The following is an 18,772-nucleotide window of genomic DNA, read 5'->3' on the forward strand; positions in this document are numbered from 1 at the left end:
GTGGGGTGCTATTTTTTTTCATTAGAATGATAAGTTCCGGGGCTCCCCGCGAAGTATTAGGAATAAGCTTCGAAGGCCATACATCACTTTTTGTACGAGTGGGGGTTATTTTATGCTTCTGCCCCCGCCTCTCTTTTCATTTTGCTCATAATTATATATACTACAGATTAGCACCAGGTAATAAAATGAAGTAACAAGGGTAATCAAAGACCGACCGGACGAATCCGGAGTAACCATGAGAAAAAGGCGGTGCGGCACCATAGAACGCATACCTAAACGGCTTCGCCAGCAGCAGCTGATGAAGGTGATTGAAGACAATCCCTTTGTCACGGACGAGGAATTGACCAAACGGTTTCGGGTCAGCATCCAGACGATCCGGCTCGACCGGCTGGAACTGGGCATCCCTGAGCTCAGGGAACGCATTAAACTGATGGCCGAACAATCGTATGATCAGGTCCGCTCGCTGCCGCTTCACGAAGTGATCGGAGATATTATTGATCTGCAGTTAGATAAAAGCGGAATCTCGATTTTTGAAATTAAAGAAGAGCATGTTTTTTCTCGGACCAAAATCGCTCGGGGACATCACATCTTTGCCCAAGCCAATTCCTTGGCGGTGGCGGTAATTAATGATGCGATCGCCTTGACGGCTTCGGCCGACATCCGTTTTATCCGCTCCGTCATGCTCGACGAGAAATGTATAGCCAAATGCTATGTCAGATCCGTGACGCGGGGGAAAGCGAAGGTCGAGGTATTTACTTATGTGAATGACGAGCTCGTGTTCCAGGGTAATTTCTTAATCTATCATTCGAAAAAAGAGCGCGGAGAAGGAGGCTACCCGAATGCGGATCGCGATTGATGCTATGGGCGGGGATCATGCCCCGCACGCTATTGCGGAGGGTGCGGTAGCAGCCGCCAGGGAATGGAACGACATGGAACTTATTCTCGTCGGACATTCGGAACAGCTCGGGCCGCTTCTCGGGGACAAGCCGGCTAACGTAACGATTCATCATGCGGATGACGTCATCCTCGCAGAGGATGAGCCGGTGAAGGCCGTTCGAAGGAAGAAAGCCGCTTCGATGGTCGTAGCTGGCCGATTGGTGAAGGAAAAGCAGGCCGATGCGATGATTTCTGCCGGCAATACCGGAGCCTTGATGGCCACAGGCTTGCTCGTTGTCGGCCGAATTCGCGGAATTGAACGTCCGGCGCTGGCACCGATGATCCCTACGATGGACGGAACGGGAGTGCTTGCGTTGGATTTGGGGGCCAATATGGATTCCTCCCCGGACAATTTACTCCAGTACGCCATTATGGGGAGTATTTATCGCAGCAAGGTTCACGGCTTGGCCAAGCCGCGGGTCGGCTTGTTGAACGTCGGCACGGAAGAAGCGAAAGGCAACGAGTTAACCAAGGCGGCTTATCCGCTCTTGGCTGCAGCGCCGATTCATTTTGTCGGCAATGTCGAAGCGCGGGACGTCTTGAATGCAAACTGTGATGTTCTCGTATGCGATGGATTTGTCGGAAACATTTTGCTTAAATCTTTGGAAGGAGCGGCTGACGCAATTTTTTCCGCTCTGAAGACCGAATTTACCCGCTCCCTGACAAGCAAGCTGGCGGCGGCCGTACTGAAGCCGGGCTTAAGCCAGTTTAAGAAAAAACTTGACTATACGGAGCATGGGGGAGCGCCGCTCTTGGGAATTGACGGACTGGTCCTAAAAAGTCACGGCTCTTCCGATGCCAACGCGATTAAAAATGCGGTACGTCAGGCGCGAATCGCTTTGCAGAATGACCTGGTTCCTTCCATTTCATCTGAAATTAGCAGCGGGAAGTGAGTGTATTTGATGAACTTAACACCGGTTGGCATTATTGGAACGGGCAAATACGTTCCTGAACGGGTTCTGACCAATAAAGATTTGGAACAGATGGTAGATACGAACGATGAGTGGATTTCCACTCGTACCGGAATTAAGGAAAGACGGATCGCCTCGGAGCAGGAAGCTTCTTCTGATCTCGCTTTCCGCGCGGCGGAGATTGCTCTGGCCAATGCGGGGATAAGCGCTGACGAACTCGATTTGATTCTGGTCGCTACGATTACTCCAGATATGGCCTTCCCTTCAACGGCGTGTATCCTGCAGGAACGGCTTGGGGCGAAGAAGGCCGCCGCTTTTGATTTGTCCGCAGCGTGCTCCGGTTTTATTTATGGGTTGGCTAATGCTTCCAACTTTATTGCCATGGGAATTTACAAACATGCTCTCGTTATAGGCGCGGAATGCTTGTCCAAAATTACCGATTATACAGATCGCAATACTTGCATTCTGTTTGGAGACGGAGCAGGGGCGGTCGTGCTCGGGCCGGTTCCGGAAGGAAGAGGCTTCCGTTCATTCGAACTGGGTGCTGACGGCTCGGGGGGCGAATTGTTGAAAATCACCGGCGGCGGCTCACGCTGTCCAGCCAGCCCGGCCAGTCTGGAACAAAAGCAGCATTATATTTATATGGCGGGCAAGGAAGTGTTCAAGTTCGCTGTCAAAATTATGGGCTCGGCGGCGGAAGAGGCGCTGCGTAAAGCTGGAATCGACAAGTCCGGGATCGATCTGTTGATCCCTCACCAAGCGAACATCCGGATCATCCAGGCCGCTCTGAACCGGCTGGAGCTTCCCGAAGATAAATGTATGATTAATTTGCAAAAGTACGGCAATGTATCAGCGGCTTCGATTCCCATTGCTCTGGCAGAAGCCGTCGAGGAGGGCCGGGTGGAAGAAGGCGATTGTCTCATGCTCGTCGGTTTTGGCGGGGGCTTGACATGGGGCGCTTCTGTGCTGATCTGGTGATGGCATCTCTAATTGGACTTATGATTTAACGCTAGGTTATAAAAACGGTTTATAACCAACCGTGAAAGGAGACGACCAATGGGCAAAATAGCTTTTGTTTTTCCGGGTCAAGGCGCACAGTCGGTCGGTATGGGACAGGACGTTTACGAATCCGATCCCGATTCCCGAAAAGTGTTCGACGAGGCGGACGAGGCTCTCGGGTATAATCAGAAGGAATTGATTTTTCAGGGGCCGGAAGCCGAATTGAAGAAAACATTCCATACGCAGCCGGCTTTGCTGACGACGAGCATCGCCTATTACGAGGCGCTGCGTAAGTCCGGCCTGACCCCGGACTTCGTGGCCGGACACAGTCTGGGAGAGTACAGCGCTCTGGTAGTGGCCGGCGTGCTGACTTTTGCCGATGCGGTCCGTACCGTTCGGCTTCGCGGCGAATATATGGAGTCGGCGGTTCCGGGGGGCGAAGGGGCCATGGCAGCAGTACTAGGGGCCGAGCGCGGAGCCTTGGAAGCCTTGTGTGCCCGGCTTTCCCTTGAAGTTGGCGTAGTCGAGCCGGCCAATGTGAACTGTCCCGGACAAATCGTTGTCTCGGGAAGCCGGGAAGGCGTTCAGGCCGTCATCGAGCAAGGAAAAGAAGCGGGAGCCAAGCGGGTTATTCCGCTCGAGGTTAGCGGCCCGTTTCATTCCTCGCTGATGCAGCCAGCCGCTGTGAAGCTGGCGGATACGCTGCAGAACGTGCAGATGGCCTCGGCGCGGATTCCCGTCGTAGCCAATGTGACGGCAAGGCCGGTCACAGAGCCGGACGATATCCGCCGCTTGCTCGTAGAGCAGGTTTGCGCTCCCGTTCTGTGGGAAGATAGTGTTAAATGGCTAATCGGTCAAGGAGTGGATACGTTCATCGAAATTGGGTCCGGCACCGTACTCGCCGGCCTGGTCAAAAAAATCGACCGATCCGTCCGAGTCCTGTCCGCCAACAGTAAAGAAGCGGTAGATCAGGTCTTGGCCGGGCTATAGAACAACCGACAATTAGGGCCATACAGTCTCCCGGCCGTGCGTACCCGGTTCATACCGACGTGCAGGACAGGCTGCTCTGCCGGCCTTCCGGCGAAGAAGGCGGAACCGGGACCGGAACCAATAAAGCTATAAGGAGGGGAAGTAGTATGCTCACAGGAAAAATAGCTCTCGTTACCGGAGCTTCCAGAGGAATTGGCCGGGCTATCGCTATTCAGCTGGCTGAGTCCGGGGCGGACGTCGCCGTCAACTATGCCGGAAGCGAAGGAGCAGCGGCGGAAGTGGTGCAGCAAATTACCGCTCTTGGCCGACGCGCTGTAAAAATCCAGGCCGATGTCAAAAACTCCTTGCAAGTGGAAGAAATGGTCAAGCAAGTGATTGGTGAATTCGGCCGATTGGATATTCTTGTGAATAATGCGGGAATAACTAGAGATAATCTAATTATGCGCATGAAGGAAGAAGAGTTTGACGAAGTGATCGCCACGAACCTTAAAGGAGTTTTTAACTGCTTGAAGGCCGTGACGCGGCCGATGATGAAGCAGCGTTCCGGCAGAATTATCAATATTTCCTCCGTTGTAGGCGCCCTCGGCAATCCCGGGCAGGTTAATTACTCTGCGGCCAAAGCCGGAGTGATCGGGATGACCAAGTCGGCGGCCAAGGAGCTGGCTTCACGCGGTATTACAGTGAATGCCATCGCGCCGGGATTTATAGAGACGGATATGACGGATCAACTGCAAGGGGAGACCCGGGATCAGCTTCTCGGCCAAATTCCGCTTGCCCGGCTCGGGCAGCCGGAGGAAATCGCGAAAGCGGTCCGCTTCCTGGCATCCGACGATGCCGCCTATATGACCGGACAGACTCTGCATGTTGATGGCGGAATGTACATGTAATGTGAGATAATAGATTCCTTAATTGGGATAAGATTCTGCTTCCTGAATCCCGATAAAACCCTTCTTATTAAAGCGGTCGTCCATCCTCGAAGGACTCCGATAGGAGTTTATCTCATAGCGTTTGGCAATGGCTGGGAGGGGCAGGAAAGCATGTAGCCTGACCGGTTAGACGGTAGCGTGTTTATCGCAAAAAGCTTGTTTATGATTGTATGGTAATTTGATGTTAATTCTCGTATAATACCAAAGAGGAGGTGAGCCGGATGTCCGACGTTTTGGATCGTGTAAAGCGAATTGTCATTGATCGCCTTGGGGTTGAAGAAGCGGAAGTTACCCTGGAAGCATCTTTTAAAGATGATTTAGGCGCTGATTCCTTAGATGTAGTGGAATTGGTCATGGAGTTGGAAGACGAGTTCGATATGGAGATTTCCGATGAGGATGCAGAGAAGATTACAACCGTAGGAGAAGTTGTCGCCTACATAGAATCTCATAAGTAATAAGCCGGTATAAGTCCCGTTTGGTTATTAACAACGGGACTTATCCTGCCTTACCAAATCAAAGGAATTCAGCCATAAATGTCAAGTATAGAGGTGAATCCATGGCACAACGGGTGGTTGTTACTGGTTTAGGTATTATGACCTCACTCGGTCATGAGCTCGAAACATTTTGGGACCAACTGATGGCAGGCAAATCCGGTGTTTCTCTGATCGAAAGCTTTGATGTCAGTGAGTATCCTACTCGCATCGCGGCTTCTATTAAAGATTTCAAACCGGAAGATTATATGGATAAAAGGGAAGCGCGCCGGATGGACCGCTTTGTGCAGTTTGCTATGGCGGCAAGCCAGAAGGCTTTACAGGACGCGGACTTAAATATAAGGGAACAGACCGATCCGGAGCGGGTCGGGGTTATTGTCGGATCCGGAATTGGCGGACTGATCACTTGGGAAGAGCAGCATAAGATTCTGCTTGAGAAAGGACCGAAGCGCGTCAGCCCGTTCTTTATTCCGATGATGATCGCGAATATGGCCTCCGGCCAGATTTCGATGGCTACCGGGGCGAAAGGGCCCAACACGACTTCTGTGACGGCCTGCGCGACAGGAAGCCATTCGATCGGGGATTCGTACAAAATCATCCAACGCGGTGATGCGGATGTCATGATTTGCGGCGGAGCGGAAGCTACCATTTCCCCGACAGGGATGGCCGGGTTCTGTGCTTTGCGCGCCATGTCTACGCGGAACGATGAGCCGGAGAAGGCGAGCCGTCCCTTTGATCAGGACCGCGATGGTTTTGTCATGGGAGAGGGTTCGGGAGTTCTCATTCTGGAATCGCTGGAGCACGCGCAGAAGCGTGGGGCCCGAATCTACGCGGAAGTGATCGGCTATGGAATGAGCGGAGACGCTCACCATATGACTGATCCAGATCCGGATGGAGCTGCCCGCTGTATGAAGAAGGCGCTTCAAGACGCCGGACTGCAGCCTGAGGACGTCGATTATATTAACGCTCACGGGACATCGACCCCGGTGGGAGATATATCGGAGACGACGGCGATCAAGAAGGCATTCGGAGACGCTGCTCGACAATTGGCGATCAGCTCAACGAAATCGATGACCGGTCATTTGCTAGGTGCGGCGGGTGGCGTGGAAGCGGTCATTTGCGGCTTGTCCATCAAGCACGGCATGCTTCCGCCAACGATCAACCTCGATAACCAGGATCCGGAATGCGACCTCGATTACGTGCCCAATACCCCGAGAAAGGCAGACGTCAAAGTGGCGATGTCCAACTCGTTCGGGTTCGGAGGTCACAATGCGACGATTATTTTGAGGAAATACGAAGAATAATCTTACGAAGCAGGTGTTTTCGATGAATCGGGATTTAAAACAGCTCCAGTCCGCTCTAGGCATCTGTTTTCATAAGCCTCACCTGCTGCGGCAAGCTTTTACCCATTCCTCCTATGTGAACGAGAACCGGGTTGCCGGGAGCAAGGATAACGAACGCTTGGAATTTCTAGGAGATGCGGTGCTGGAGTTAACGGTTTCGGAATACTTGTATGATCTGTTTCCTCATCGGACTGAGGGGGAGTTGACCAAGCTTAGGGCTTCGATCGTTTGCGAGCCATCCCTGGTCCTGTTTGCCGAACAGCTCGATTTTGGAAGCTACGTGCTGCTCGGCAAAGGGGAGGAGTTGACGGGGGGAAGAACCCGTCCCGCTCTCTTGGCGGATGTTTTTGAATCATTTGTCGGGGCATTATATCTCGATCAAGGCTTGGAGGAAGTAAAATCGTTTCTCCACAAGCATATGTTCCCGAAGCTGTCCGGCGAAGGGAAGCCGCAAATTCTGGATTACAAGACACAGCTCCAGGAATATACTCAACAGCATAATATGGGGGTCCTGGAATACCGGATCGTCGAGGAACGAGGTCCGGCTCATGAGAAGGAATTTATTGCGGAAGTGCGAATGAGCGACAAGCTGCTCGGCCAAGGGAGCGGACGTTCCAAGAAAGAGGCGGAACAGCAAGCCGCATCCCAGGCCTTGCATCACCTGGACGTCAAGGCCAGGTGAATGTCCGGGTAAGTGCCGGCAGGTATCGGATAAGAGCGAACAGGGACGGTTAAGGCCGCCGCCTGCTTCGCTCTTTCTTCGCTTCGTAGCCAGCTTTATTCTTTTCATTGTCGCAGGTTATGATACAATAGCTTTGAGGTGAGACCATGTTATTGAAGCGGATTGAACTGGCGGGATTCAAATCGTTTGCCGATAAAACAGAACTGGAATTTGTGCAGGGAATTACCGCCGTTGTAGGACCGAACGGAAGCGGGAAGAGCAACATCTCCGACGGAATCCGCTGGGTCTTGGGAGAACAAAGCGCCCGGTCTCTTCGCGGGGGCAAGATGGAGGATGTCATCTTTGCCGGGAGTGACGCCCGCAAGGCCGTCAACTACGGCGAAGTCTCGTTGACGCTGGACAATACGGACAACGCTCTCGGTCTTGATTTTAGCGAGGTGACCGTTACCCGCAGGGTACATAGAAGCGGGGAAAGTGAATACTTCATTAATAAACAGCCATGCCGCTTGAGAGATATTACCGAGCTGTTCATGGATACAGGCATTGGGAAGGAAGCCTACTCGATTATCGGCCAAGGACGGATTGAAGAAATATTGAGCACGAAATCCGAGGACCGCCGAGGTATATTTGAGGAGGCCTCAGGGATTGTCAAATACAAATCCCGGAAAAAGGATGCGGAAAAAAAGCTCGACGAAACCGAACAAAACCTGCTGCGCATCCATGATCTGGTCTCTGAGCTGGAGGATCAGATCGGACCTTTGGAGGAGCAAGCGGAGAAGGCGAAGCAATACAAACGGCTCAAGGAAGAGCTGAAGCAGAATGAAATCTCCGTTTATGTGCACCAAATTGACAGCATCCACCGAACCTGGTCGGAGACCCAGCAAAAGCTCGGCGATCTGCAAACTCAGCAAATGGAGTTTGCCCGAATCGTCAACCAGCATGACGCCTATCTGGAGAAGCATCGCTGGGAAACGGGAAGGCTGGAGCAGGAATTGGAGCAGCTTCAGGAGCGGCTGCTGCAAATCAGTGAAGAATTTGAGAAGTGCGAAGGCCATGGAGAAGTGTTGAAGGAGCGCAAAAAGAATACGATCGGCAACCGGGCTCAACTGGAGCAGACGATTCATATGCAGGCGGAGCGCCTGACTGAGAAGCAGGACGAGCTGAAACAGACGAAGGCCAAGATTGTCGAGGTGTCCCAACAGTTGGAGGATTGCCGGGATCGGCTGACAGCGGAGGAGGACCGGTTGCTCGGAATTACCGGCGGCATCAGCAGCGAGGCCGAGGAGCAGCTCAAGGGCGAGCTGTTAGAGGCGCTTAATCGAATGGCGCAAAGCCGTAACGAAATCCGCTATGCCGAGCAGCAATTGGAAACCGTTCGCCGCCGGGAGGAACGGCTGGAGGGCGAGAAGCAGAAGTGGACGGAAGAACGAGAGCTGCTTGTGGAGCGGAAGGCAGAGCTGGAGCGGAAGCTCGCTGCGACGGGGGAAGAGCTCGCAGAGATCCGCAGGCAGTACAGCGCGCAGCTCGACAGCATCCGGACCAAAACCGGCTTGCTGGAGCAGACACAGGCGACGGTCCGTAAATGGGAACAGAAGCTCAACTCCATCGCTTCCCGGAGAGATACGATGAAAGAGATGCAGAACGATTACGACGGGTTCATGCATGGAGTTAAAGAGGTGCTGAAAGCGACCAAGCGAGCGGATGGCCTGCGGGGGATTCACGGGGCTGTAGCTGAATTGGTTAAAGTTCCAGCCGAAGTGGAGCTGGCCGTGGAGACGGCGCTTGGCGGAGCGCTTCAGCACGTTGTCGTGGAGAATGAAGCGAACGGCCGCGAAGCGATCGCCTTTCTTAAATCACGGCAGCTAGGCAGAGCGACGTTCCTGCCGCTCGATGTCATCCGTGGCCGGTCGCTCAGCGAATCGGACCGCAGATCGGTGCAGAACGCCGAGGGCTTCGTCGGCATTGCGGCAGAGCTGGTCCGCTTTGATCCGAAATATACCCCGATCATGACAAGCTTGCTCGGCCACGTTATCATCGCCCAAACGCTGGAGCAGGCCAACCGGATTGCCGCTCGCTGCCAATACCGTTACCGGGTCGTCACGCTGGACGGCGATATCGTCAATCCCGGTGGCTCGATGACGGGAGGAAGCCAGCATAAGAAAACGACGAGTCTGCTCGGGCGTCAGCGGCAAATTGAAGAGCTGGAGAAGGAAATCGCGCAATCGCAGTCTCAATTGGCGCTTTTGTCTGACAAGGCCCGGCAGTTAAAGGCGGAGCTGGTTACCGAGAATGAGCAATTGGAAGCTTTGCGCGAGCAGGGGGAGCTGAAGCGGATAGAAGAGCAGCAGTATGCCGCGGAGCTGACACCTTTGGCCAACGAAGCCAAAAGAATGGAGGAGCACCATACTCTGTATACGCAGGACAAGCAGGCTTTGGTCGAAGAACTGAATCAGCTGCAAGCCCGCCAGCGGGATGCGGAGGAACTGCTTGGTCAGCTTACGAAGCGGGAACAGGAGCTGCAAGGAGCGATCCGGGAAGCGGAAATAGCCCGCAAAGCCAGCGAATCTGCCAAAGAAGAGCTGATGGGGCAATTGACGGAGCTTAAGGTGCAGGCCGCCTCTCTGGCTCAGGAGAAGCAGTCGCTTGTGGAGCAGTACCAGCGTCTGCAGGGCGATTATAAGCTGTCCGAGAGCGAACAGGAGCAGAACCAGCGCTTGCATCATCAATTGACGACAGATTTGGGAGAAATTGAGGAGCAAGGCGTCAAGCAGCTGGAGCAGTTGAATGATTTGAAAATTCAGAAGCAGGAGTGCCTGGAGACGATCGAATTCAAACGGGCGGAACGGGCCGACTGGATTCAGCAGCTGGAGCTCGAGGAAAGCAAAACGAAAGAGCAGAGGACGCAATTGAAGCAGGTGGAGGAGCAGCTTCATCAAACGGAGGTTCGGGCGAACCGACTCGATGTGGAGCTGGAAAACCTGCTGAAGAAATTGTCCGAAGACTACGAAATCGGCTATGAGCTGGCCAAAGAGCGTTATCCGCAGCCGGAGGATATCGAAGCAGCCCAGCATACAGTGAGAGACCTGAAGCGGTCTATCTCGGTTCTGGGCGAGGTTAATCTCGGGGCGATCGATGAATTCAGCCGAGTGAGCGAACGATATCAGTTTTTGAGCGAGCAGAAGAGCGACCTGATGGAAGCCAAGGCGACGCTGTATCAAGTGATTAAGGAAATGGACGAGGAGATGTCCCGTCGTTTCCGCACCACGTTTGAAGCGATCCGTGCGCATTTTGTCGTCGTGTTCTCCAAGCTGTTCGGCGGAGGCCGGGCGGATCTTATTCTGTCAGAGCCGGGTCGGCCGCTGGAAACGGGCATCGAAATCGTCGCGCAGCCCCCGGGCAAGAAGCTGCAAAATCTGCAGCTGCTGTCTGGAGGGGAGAGGGCGCTAACCGCTATCGCTTTATTGTTTGCGATCCTGCAGGTGAAGCCGGTTCCGTTCTGTGTCCTGGACGAGGTGGAAGCGGCGCTTGACGAGGCTAACGTTTCGCGCTTCGCGGAATATTTGCGGGAATTCTCCAACGAAACCCAGTTTATCGTTGTTACCCACCGCAAGGGAACGATGGAGGAGGCCGATGTTCTGTACGGAGTGACGATGGAGGAAGGCGGCGTCTCCAAGCTTGTGTCGGTTAAGCTGGAGGAAGATGAGGCAGTCTCTGCCTAGGCATGGAAGGCTGGCTTCACTTATTGATGTTAAAGGTAAAATGGAAATTGGAGGAAGTCAGATGAGTTTTTTTAAAAAGCTGAAGGAAAGCATTTCCAGCAAAACGGAGGCAGTGACCAATAAGTTTAAAGAAGGCTTGACCAAAACGAGAAATGCTTTCGTCGAAAAAGTGGAGGATTTGATTCTTCGCCGCAAAAAAATTGACGAAGACTTCTACGAGGAGCTCGAGGAAATCTTAATTGGCGCCGATGTAGGTGTCACCACGGTCATGGAGCTGATTGACGATTTGCGGGATGAGGTCCGCAAACGCAGAATCGAGGATGCGTCGGACTTGAAGCCTGTTCTGTCAGAGAAGCTGGTTGCTCTTCTCAAAGGGGAGGAGGACAACTCCATGAAAGTAGCCGAGAGCGGACTCACGGTCTACTTGTTCGTTGGCGTGAACGGGGTCGGTAAGACGACGACGATCGGTAAGCTGGCCCACCGTTTTAAACAGGAAGGGAAGAAGGTTCTGCTGGCTGCTGGGGATACATTCCGTGCCGGAGCTATTGAGCAGCTGGAGGTATGGGGTCAGCGGGTAGGCGTAGATGTAATTAAGCAGCAGGCGGGATCCGATCCGGCAGCGGTTATGTTTGATGCGGTACAGGCGGCCAAAACCCGGGGAGTGGACATCCTGCTGTGCGATACGGCAGGCCGATTGCAAAACAAAGTCAATCTGATGGAGGAATTGAATAAAATTTACCGGGTGATCAGCCGGGAGGTTCCCAACGCTCCCCATGAGGTCCTGCTGGTGCTGGACGCGACAACGGGCCAGAATGCATTGAATCAGGCTAAAATGTTCGGGGATAAGACCGGATTGACTGGTTTAGTGCTGACGAAACTGGATGGGACGGCTAAGGGCGGGATCGTGGTAGCGATTCGTCAAGAGATGAATATCCCGGTTAAATTTGTCGGACTCGGGGAAAAGATGGACGATATGGAGCCTTTCGACTCCGAACAATTCGTTCATGCCCTATTTGCAGGATTAATAACGGAAGAAACGGTAGAAAAAGAATCGCAAGCTTAAATTTATGCTGCCTTTTTTTTCAAATATATTTGTTTGTATGGAGAGAGCCATCGCCGCCTAATTTGAAGTCGGCGATTTTTCTCATTTGAATTCTGCTGCAAGCAAGTGAGTGCGACTTGGCTGCAGCTTTTTCGTATAACAAAGAAAGAGCAGAAAGGGTAATATCAGAAAGGTTTAAAGAGAAGCAGAGAAGTAAAACATTCCCTGTTTCTTCTTTCATTTACCACCCATTTGACTTGCATGGAGAAGTGGAAAAAGTTGCATACAACGCATGACGATTAATTTTAAAACGCTTTCATTGCAATTTTCCAAATTCTGTGGATGTTTATTCCCAAAATCATATGATAGCCTGCAAATTGCCAAAACTTATTCGCAAGTACGGACGAGTACGGGGGATGTTTTTTACGAAAAGGGGCTAAGCCAGTTTTCGTTTGGGGCGAATCGTCCAGCGGGACGTAGGGTTATATCCAAGATCCAAATCCGACAGCTAACCTCGTAGGCAATCATTAGAGTGCCAGCTCATAAAAGGCAACCTCGCTGCCCGGCGAGATCGGTGTAATGACCGTCGAAGTCGAAGCCAAGTGGAAATGAGGCACGATCAATCGCTTCAAGCGGAAGCGTCAGGTCCGATAAGTGCAAATCCAAAGAAGGCGCGCCTCTTGGTATACAGCGCGGACAAGCCTTGTGTGGGCACTCTTGTAAAAGGAGAGCTTTTATCTATGAATCGTATGACCAGCAAACCGTTAAAGGCTATTGCTTTCGGCGTAGCGGCCATTAGCTTGGCTGCAACTGTTTCAGCTGCTTCTCTGAACTCGGAGAAGCCGGCGCACTCCATTGCCGATCCTAAAGAGCTGAAGTCCGTTCGGTGGCTGCCGATACAGGAACAGGCAACAGCGATGGCGAGCGAGCCGCAAGCAGAGGCAGTGACGCAGGAAGCAGAAGAGACAGCTTCGGCCGCAGACCCGACAGAAGCTGCTCCTGCCCAGGAGAGCCAGCCTTTGACACAGACGGTGGAAGCCAGGCCGCTCGTGCAATCAGCGCAGCCCAAGCCCGAGCAGGAGCCTGCTAAGGCTGAGAGCAAGCCGGCGGAGGCTCCTGTATTAAGAGCCGTACCGGCCAAAGCGAATGCTATCGTAACTTCCTCTGGTCAAACTTATACTTACAAGAAAGTCGTTCCGGCCGTTGCCTCTGCTTATACGGCATCTGCCGAAGAAAACGGAGGATACGCGGGACACGATTATTTCGGGAATTCATTGCAGATCGGAACGATAGCGGTGGATCCTTCTGTAATTCCGCTTGGATCCAAAGTATATATTACCGGATATTCGTATGATGGTCTTCCCAGTGGAGGAATGATTGCGACCGCTTCCGATATCGGAGGCGCGATCAAGGGGAACCGGGTTGATATTTTTGTTCCACATTCCCGCCAGCAAGCGCTTACCTTCGGTAAACAAAATGTGCAAGTTTATGTGTTGAATTAGCAAAGTCGGCCGGAAGTGGGAGCTTCCGGCCGACTTTGATCTGTCGTAAAGACGGATAAAGCTTACATATTGTGTGGGGTAGCCAGTCATTTAGCTTTAGGTACATTCAGCATTTCGGGCACCGTTACAAACTGGTATCCATCCGCCTTAAGCTTCTCGATGATACCTTGAAGAGCTTCAACAGTGCCGGTCAGGTTACTTCCATTGCCTCCGGCTGAATGCTGAAGAATGATCGCCCCGGAATGGGCATGATTTAATATATTAGCAGATACCTGCTTTGCACTGAGTCCCTTCCAATCCAGGGAATCAACATTCCAGTTAACGATCATAAATTGATTTTGGATGGCCCATTGAAGCTGCTCCTCGTTGATCGCACCGTAAGGCGGGCGAATAAGCTTCGGTTCATAGCCTATCAAACGGTTCAATATTTTCTGGGTTCGGGTCATTTGCTGCTCAAAAACAGTCAGCGGCAGGTTAGGAAAGTTAGGATGATTATAGGAATGGTTGCCGATGGCATGCCCTTCCTTTGCAATCCGCTTCACGACGTTGGGATTAGCTTCCGCACGATATCCCAGGAGAAAGAAGGTAGCTTTCACATTGTTTTTCTTTAATATTTCCAATATTTGCGGAGTGAATCTTTGATCCGGTCCGTCATCGAACGTAAGGGCGATTTTTTTGCCTCGGGAAGAACCTTGAAGACGGAACGATTGCGGATACTTAGCTCTCAGCTCGGACAAGGTCAGTTGAGATGAGCTGGAGGAAGGTTTAACGGGTTTGCTGTCGGACTTCACCTGCTTCCGTTTCGGATGATTGCTTTCGTTCCCTTTGGCTGCAGGCTTGGGAGCGGGAGGAGGAGCAGGTGTCGCTTCCGCCGGCTGTGGCGGAGTAACCTCGGGTGAAGTCGCCGGAGGATCGCTAGCCGGTATGGGAGAGGGTCCGGAATCTTCAGTCGAAGCCGAAGGGGAGACTGAAGGCAGCGGGGCAGGCCGAGGCGCTTGTTCCGCCAAATCCGACTGACGTTGAACCTCCGACCATAGAGATTCGGCAAAGGGCTCGGTTTGGCCGTTACCCTTCTCCTGGCCCGAATCGCATCCTGCGATTACAAGAGTGAGCAGCAAACCTATAGAAATCATATGGAGACGGCAACGTTTCATCGATTTTCCCCCCTGATGTAGTCATATCTTTTAGTTTGTTTTTCCTGTGCTGAATTATCCCCACAGATAGCAAATTGGAGACAAATGGTATTTCTCTGCCCAGAAGCCATGGTCTCTGTAGGGGGATCAGAGGGGGATAATGGCCTGAGGCAGCCCTTATGTTGTCATAGAAACAAGTACTGGGAGAGGCTGTTGCGGTTAAGAGCAGGTATGGAATTGGCTGAACAAGGCAGCGGATAATGCTGTCAAGGTTAAAGTCTTGACAATGTCCGGGTCTGTCGGGTACAATAAGCAAAGTTATTGCTGTAAAGTGTTTTACCTTGACGGGGGTTAGACTACAATGCCCGAGAATCCAATGCTTGAAAAGACGAACCGGGTCAATTTGCTATTTGATTTTTATTCGGAGCTGTTGACGGAGAAGCAGCGGACATTTTTGTCATGTTATTTTCATGACGATTATTCCCTTGGGGAGATTGCTGCGGAATTTGCTATCAGCAGACAAGCGGTATACGAGCATATCAAGCGCGCTGAGCAAACATTGGAAGAGTATGAGCGGAAGCTTCGACTTCTTGTGAAACATGAGCAACGGGTCGACTGCCTGAAGCAATTAGAAGAAATGCTGGAGAAGACGGATGCCGAGCTTCGTGTTCAGGTTCAGCCTCTGTTGGAACGGATGCGTCTTCTCGATTAACTATACAGATTCGATCCGACCGTCAAATTGTCTGGAGGTGGCATAGTTGGCATTTGAAGGATTAACAAGCAGACTTCAGAATGTGTTTGGCAAGTTGAAGGGCAGAGGCAAGCTGACGGAAAATGACGTCAATGAGGCTTTACGCGAGGTCCGGTTGGCGCTTCTCGAGGCCGATGTCAACTTTAAGGTTGTCAAAGAGTTTATCGCTAAAATTAAAGAACGGGCGATTGGCCAGGAAGTATTAAAAAGCTTCACTCCAGGTATGGTCGTCGTCGAAATCGTTAACAAAGAGCTCACCGAGCTTATGGGAGGCAGCCAGAGCAAGCTGGCCAAAGCGAATAAGCCGCCAACGGTTATTATGATGGCCGGTCTGCAGGGAGCGGGGAAGACAACGACGACGGGCAAGCTGGCCAAGCTGCTGCAGAAGCAGAATCACCGCCCGCTTCTCGTTGCGTGTGATATCTACCGGCCCGCAGCCATTAAACAATTACAAGTGCTGGGCGAGCAAATTAAAGCGCCGGTCTTTACAATGGGCGACCAGGTCAGTCCGGTCGAAATTGCCAAAGCGGCGGTTGCCCATGCCAAAGACAATGGCAACGACTACGTCATAATAGATACAGCCGGCCGACTTCACATCGATGAGGAACTGATGGACGAGCTGAAGAGAATTGTGAGCGAGGTACAGCCTCACGAGATCTTGCTCGTCGTCGACGCAATGACCGGGCAGGACGCCGTGAATGTGGCCGAGAACTTCCATAAACAGCTCGAGTTAACCGGAGTCGTTCTGTCCAAGCTGGATGGCGATACCCGTGGAGGTGCGGCTATTTCGGTTAAGGCGGTGACAGGCTGTCCGATCAAATTCGCTGCTCTGGGCGAGAAGATCGATGCACTTGAGCCTTTTCATCCCGATCGGATGGCGTCCCGGATTCTCGGCATGGGAGATATGATGACGCTGATCGAGAAGGCTCGCTCCAACATCGACGAAGAGAAAGCGAAGGAAATGGAGAAGAAGCTTCGCAACGCAGAATTTACGTTCGAAGATTTCTTGGAGCAGATGGAGCAGATGAAGAAGCTGGGTCCGCTCGATCAATTAATTGAGATGATTCCCGGAATGAACAAGATGAAGGGAATGAAGGATCTCAAGATCGACGATAAGAAGATGGCCCGTACAGTGGCTATCGTCAAATCGATGACGACCGAGGAGAAGCGCAAGCCGGAATTGCTTAATGCAAGCCGGCGCAAGCGGATCGCTCTCGGCAGCGGCAACTCCATTCAGGAAGTGAACCGGCTCATCAAGCAATTCGAAGATATGCGTAAAATGATGAAGCAGTTTTCCGGAATGATGGGGGGCGGCCCCAAAGGCGGCAAAGGCCTGAAAGGAAAGCTGGGCAAGGGCTTTAAATTTCCATTCGGCTAAGCCGGAAGGGATCGCAAGACCGGATATTTTGTAAGGAGGTGAATTCATCAATGGCAGTTCGTATTCGTTTGAAACGGATGGGTGCTCACAAAGCCCCTTTTTACCGTTTAGTCGTGTCCGATTCTCGTTCTCCTCGTGACGGACGTTTTATTGAAGAGATCGGTACTTATAATCCTTTGACTCAACCGGCTGACGTTAAGATCGACGAAGAAAAAGCTTTGAAATGGCTTCAGAACGGAGCGCAAGCTTCGGATACCGTTCGCAGCTTGTTCAGCAAAGCCGGCATCATGACCAAATTCCACGAGCTTCGGCATCAAAAATAATTCCGTCTTAACGGGGGGTTATCATGAGGGATCTAATATCCGTCATAGCTAAAGCATTGGTCGATTATCCGGAAGAAGTCCGGGTAAATGTGGTGGAACAAGAGCATGCAACTGTCTATGAGCTTGCCGTTCATCCTACCGATGTCGGGAAGGTCATTGGAAAGCAGGGACGCATTGCCAAAGCGCTGCGCACCGTAGTGACTTCGGCGGCAGTTAAAGAGAATAAGCGAGTTTCCGTAGAGATCGTCTCTTAAGAAATATGCGGGCGGAATAAGGGGTAGGGGAACCTAGCCCTTTTCCGCGTACGCATATACATAAAATTTATTACGGAGGTCATTCATGGACGGAAAATTGTTTAATGTGGGGAAAATAGTTAATACGCATGGGATTCGAGGAGAAGTCAAAGTGGTTTCTCAAACGGATTTTCCCGAAACACGGTTTAGCCGGGGAAGTCAGCTTGTATTGACCGATGAAGCGATGCAGACGCGCATTCCGGTCACCGTCGAATCCGGTCGCCCTCAGAAGAACGTCTATCTTCTTAAATTTTCCGGCTTGGATGATATTAATCAAGTAGAGAAATATAAAGGATGGCTGCTCAAAGTAACCGAAGAGGATTTAGTTGACCTGGAAGAAGGAGAGTACTATCACCATCAAATTGTCGGCTGCTCCGTTCTTACGGAGGAAGGGGAAGGGCTCGGAACCGTCAGCGAAATTTTATCTCCAGGGGCTAACGATGTGTGGGTTGTGGCACGGCCCAAAGGCAAGCCTCTTCTCGTGCCGGTCATTGATGACGTGTTGATTAAAGTGGATGTTGCGGAGCGGCAAGTAACGATCCGATTGATGGAAGGTATGATGGATTAAGATGAAAATCGATGTTCTGACGCTGTTTCCAGAAATGTTCGATGGGGTGTTCGGAGCAAGCATTCTCGGCAAAGCTCGAGATAAAGAAATTGTCTCTCTGAGAACGGTTAATTTTCGTAAGTATGCCAACAATAAACATAATACGGTCGATGATTATCCCTACGGCGGAGGCGGAGGGATGGTGCTGAAGCCGGAGCCCATCTTCGCCGCGGTCGAGGACCTAACTTCGGGCCTGGCAACCAAGCCGCGAGTTATTCTCATGTGCCCTCAGGGCGAGCCTTATTCTCAGAGCAAGGCTGAGGAGCTGTCAGCCGAGGAGCATCTTATTTTTATTTGCGGCCATTATGAAGGATATGATGAGCGAATTCGTCGTTATCTGGTAACAGACGAGCTGTCTATCGGCGATTATGTGTTAACCGGTGGAGAAATTCCCGCCATGGCTGTCATAGACAGTGTGACTCGCCTTCTTCCCGGGGTACTGGGCAATGAAAGCTCGGCGGTGACCGATTCTTTCAGCACCGGCCTGCTTGAATATCCTCATTACACCCGGCCTGCTAAATTCCGGGATTGGGAGGTTCCAGAGGTGCTTATTTCCGGTCATCACGGAAACATCGAGGCTTGGAGACGAAAGCAGGCCCTGCACCGTACCTTCCTGCGAAGACCGGAGCTGCTTGAGAACCTGTCTTTATCCCAAGAGGAAAAGGACTGGATTAAAGAGTGGACAAAGAAAGAGAACAACTAAAAAAGGTTCATCTTTCGCCTCTAATATCGGGGAGTCTCGTGGG

19 protein-coding genes and 1 riboswitch are annotated in these 18,772 nt (G+C 51.9%); of the genes, 17 read left to right on the forward strand and 2 right to left on the reverse strand.

The window, feature by feature from the left end; translation table 11 throughout:
• Window positions 1-235 precede the first annotated feature (235 nt).
• From fapR to ftsY, 10 genes are all read left to right on the forward strand, one after another.
• The gene (fapR, locus tag KJS69_RS10970; RefSeq protein WP_213583806.1) at window positions 236-856 is read left to right on the forward strand and encodes a transcription factor FapR; all 621 of its coding nucleotides are present in this window, start codon (window positions 236-238) and stop codon (window positions 854-856) included.
• The gene (plsX, locus tag KJS69_RS10975) at window positions 840-1,829 is read left to right on the forward strand and encodes a phosphate acyltransferase PlsX (RefSeq protein ID WP_213583807.1); all 990 of its coding nucleotides are present in this window, start codon (window positions 840-842) and stop codon (window positions 1,827-1,829) included. The genes fapR and plsX overlap by 17 nt, the downstream gene beginning before the upstream one ends.
• A gap of 9 nt (window positions 1,830-1,838) precedes the next feature.
• Window positions 1,839-2,825: a beta-ketoacyl-ACP synthase III gene (locus tag KJS69_RS10980; protein WP_213584083.1), complete on the forward strand. Its 987-nt coding sequence runs from the start codon at window positions 1,839-1,841 to the stop codon at window positions 2,823-2,825.
• Window positions 2,826-2,903: 78 nt separating this feature from the next.
• Window positions 2,904-3,836, forward strand: coding sequence for an ACP S-malonyltransferase (fabD, locus tag KJS69_RS10985; RefSeq protein ID WP_213583808.1), 933 nt, complete (start codon window positions 2,904-2,906; stop codon window positions 3,834-3,836).
• 146 nt (window positions 3,837-3,982) lie between these two features.
• Window positions 3,983-4,723 carry a 3-oxoacyl-[acyl-carrier-protein] reductase gene (gene fabG, locus KJS69_RS10990; protein ID WP_213583809.1) on the forward strand — a complete coding sequence of 247 codons (741 nt, stop codon included), beginning with the start codon at window positions 3,983-3,985 and terminating at the stop codon, window positions 4,721-4,723.
• Between the two features lie 260 nt (window positions 4,724-4,983).
• Window positions 4,984-5,217: an acyl carrier protein gene (locus KJS69_RS10995; RefSeq protein WP_213583810.1), complete on the forward strand. Its 234-nt coding sequence runs from the start codon at window positions 4,984-4,986 to the stop codon at window positions 5,215-5,217.
• A 101-nt stretch (window positions 5,218-5,318) separates the two neighbouring features.
• Window positions 5,319-6,557: a beta-ketoacyl-ACP synthase II gene (fabF, locus tag KJS69_RS11000; RefSeq protein ID WP_213583811.1), complete on the forward strand. Its 1,239-nt coding sequence runs from the start codon at window positions 5,319-5,321 to the stop codon at window positions 6,555-6,557.
• 22 nt (window positions 6,558-6,579) lie between these two features.
• Window positions 6,580-7,278, forward strand: a complete 699-nt coding sequence (gene rnc / locus KJS69_RS11005; RefSeq protein WP_213583812.1) for a ribonuclease III — start codon at window positions 6,580-6,582, stop codon at window positions 7,276-7,278.
• 146 nt (window positions 7,279-7,424) lie between these two features.
• The gene (smc, locus tag KJS69_RS11010) at window positions 7,425-10,997 is read left to right on the forward strand and encodes a chromosome segregation protein SMC (RefSeq protein ID WP_213583813.1); all 3,573 of its coding nucleotides are present in this window, start codon (window positions 7,425-7,427) and stop codon (window positions 10,995-10,997) included.
• A gap of 61 nt (window positions 10,998-11,058) precedes the next feature.
• Window positions 11,059-12,060 carry a signal recognition particle-docking protein FtsY gene (gene ftsY / locus KJS69_RS11015; protein WP_213583814.1) on the forward strand — a complete coding sequence of 334 codons (1,002 nt, stop codon included), beginning with the start codon at window positions 11,059-11,061 and terminating at the stop codon, window positions 12,058-12,060.
• Between the two features lie 19 nt (window positions 12,061-12,079).
• On the opposite strand, the gene KJS69_RS11020 is transcribed toward ftsY, so the two are convergent.
• Window positions 12,080-12,280 carry a hypothetical protein gene (locus KJS69_RS11020; protein WP_213583815.1) on the reverse strand — a complete coding sequence of 67 codons (201 nt, stop codon included), beginning with the start codon at window positions 12,278-12,280 and terminating at the stop codon, window positions 12,080-12,082.
• A gap of 127 nt (window positions 12,281-12,407) precedes the next feature.
• A riboswitch (cyclic di-AMP (ydaO/yuaA leader) is annotated at window positions 12,408-12,577 on the forward strand.
• A 202-nt stretch (window positions 12,578-12,779) separates the two neighbouring features.
• On the opposite strand from KJS69_RS11020, the gene KJS69_RS11025 reads away from it, so the two are divergent.
• Window positions 12,780-13,541, forward strand: coding sequence for a 3D domain-containing protein (locus KJS69_RS11025; protein ID WP_213583816.1), 762 nt, complete (start codon window positions 12,780-12,782; stop codon window positions 13,539-13,541).
• Between the two features lie 86 nt (window positions 13,542-13,627).
• Here the strand turns inward: KJS69_RS11025 and KJS69_RS11030 are convergent, their stop codons facing one another.
• Complete coding sequence (locus KJS69_RS11030) at window positions 13,628-14,695, reverse strand: polysaccharide deacetylase family protein (protein WP_249730464.1); 1,068 nt, start codon at window positions 14,693-14,695, stop codon at window positions 13,628-13,630.
• A 340-nt stretch (window positions 14,696-15,035) separates the two neighbouring features.
• Between KJS69_RS11030 and KJS69_RS11035 the strand changes: the two genes are divergently transcribed.
• The 6 genes from KJS69_RS11035 (at window position 15,036) to trmD (ending at window position 18,729) form a co-directional block, all read left to right on the forward strand.
• Window positions 15,036-15,386 carry a putative DNA-binding protein gene (locus KJS69_RS11035; protein ID WP_213583817.1) on the forward strand — a complete coding sequence of 117 codons (351 nt, stop codon included), beginning with the start codon at window positions 15,036-15,038 and terminating at the stop codon, window positions 15,384-15,386.
• Between the two features lie 46 nt (window positions 15,387-15,432).
• Window positions 15,433-16,803, forward strand: a complete 1,371-nt coding sequence (ffh, locus tag KJS69_RS11040; RefSeq protein WP_213583818.1) for a signal recognition particle protein — start codon at window positions 15,433-15,435, stop codon at window positions 16,801-16,803.
• Between the two features lie 50 nt (window positions 16,804-16,853).
• Window positions 16,854-17,126 carry a 30S ribosomal protein S16 gene (gene rpsP, locus KJS69_RS11045; RefSeq protein WP_144933227.1) on the forward strand — a complete coding sequence of 91 codons (273 nt, stop codon included), beginning with the start codon at window positions 16,854-16,856 and terminating at the stop codon, window positions 17,124-17,126.
• 23 nt (window positions 17,127-17,149) lie between these two features.
• Window positions 17,150-17,380, forward strand: coding sequence for a KH domain-containing protein (locus KJS69_RS11050; protein ID WP_213583819.1), 231 nt, complete (start codon window positions 17,150-17,152; stop codon window positions 17,378-17,380).
• Window positions 17,381-17,465: 85 nt separating this feature from the next.
• The gene (gene rimM / locus KJS69_RS11055) at window positions 17,466-17,987 is read left to right on the forward strand and encodes a ribosome maturation factor RimM (protein ID WP_213583820.1); all 522 of its coding nucleotides are present in this window, start codon (window positions 17,466-17,468) and stop codon (window positions 17,985-17,987) included.
• Between the two features lies 1 nt (window position 17,988).
• On the forward strand, window positions 17,989-18,729 hold the full coding sequence (trmD, locus tag KJS69_RS11060) for a tRNA (guanosine(37)-N1)-methyltransferase TrmD (protein ID WP_213583821.1): 741 nt from the start codon (window positions 17,989-17,991) through the stop codon (window positions 18,727-18,729).
• Window positions 18,730-18,772: the final 43 nt, after the last annotated feature.

This window comes from Paenibacillus sp. J2TS4 (assembly GCF_018403245.1).
GTDB lineage: Bacteria > Bacillota > Bacilli > Paenibacillales > NBRC-103111 > Paenibacillus_L.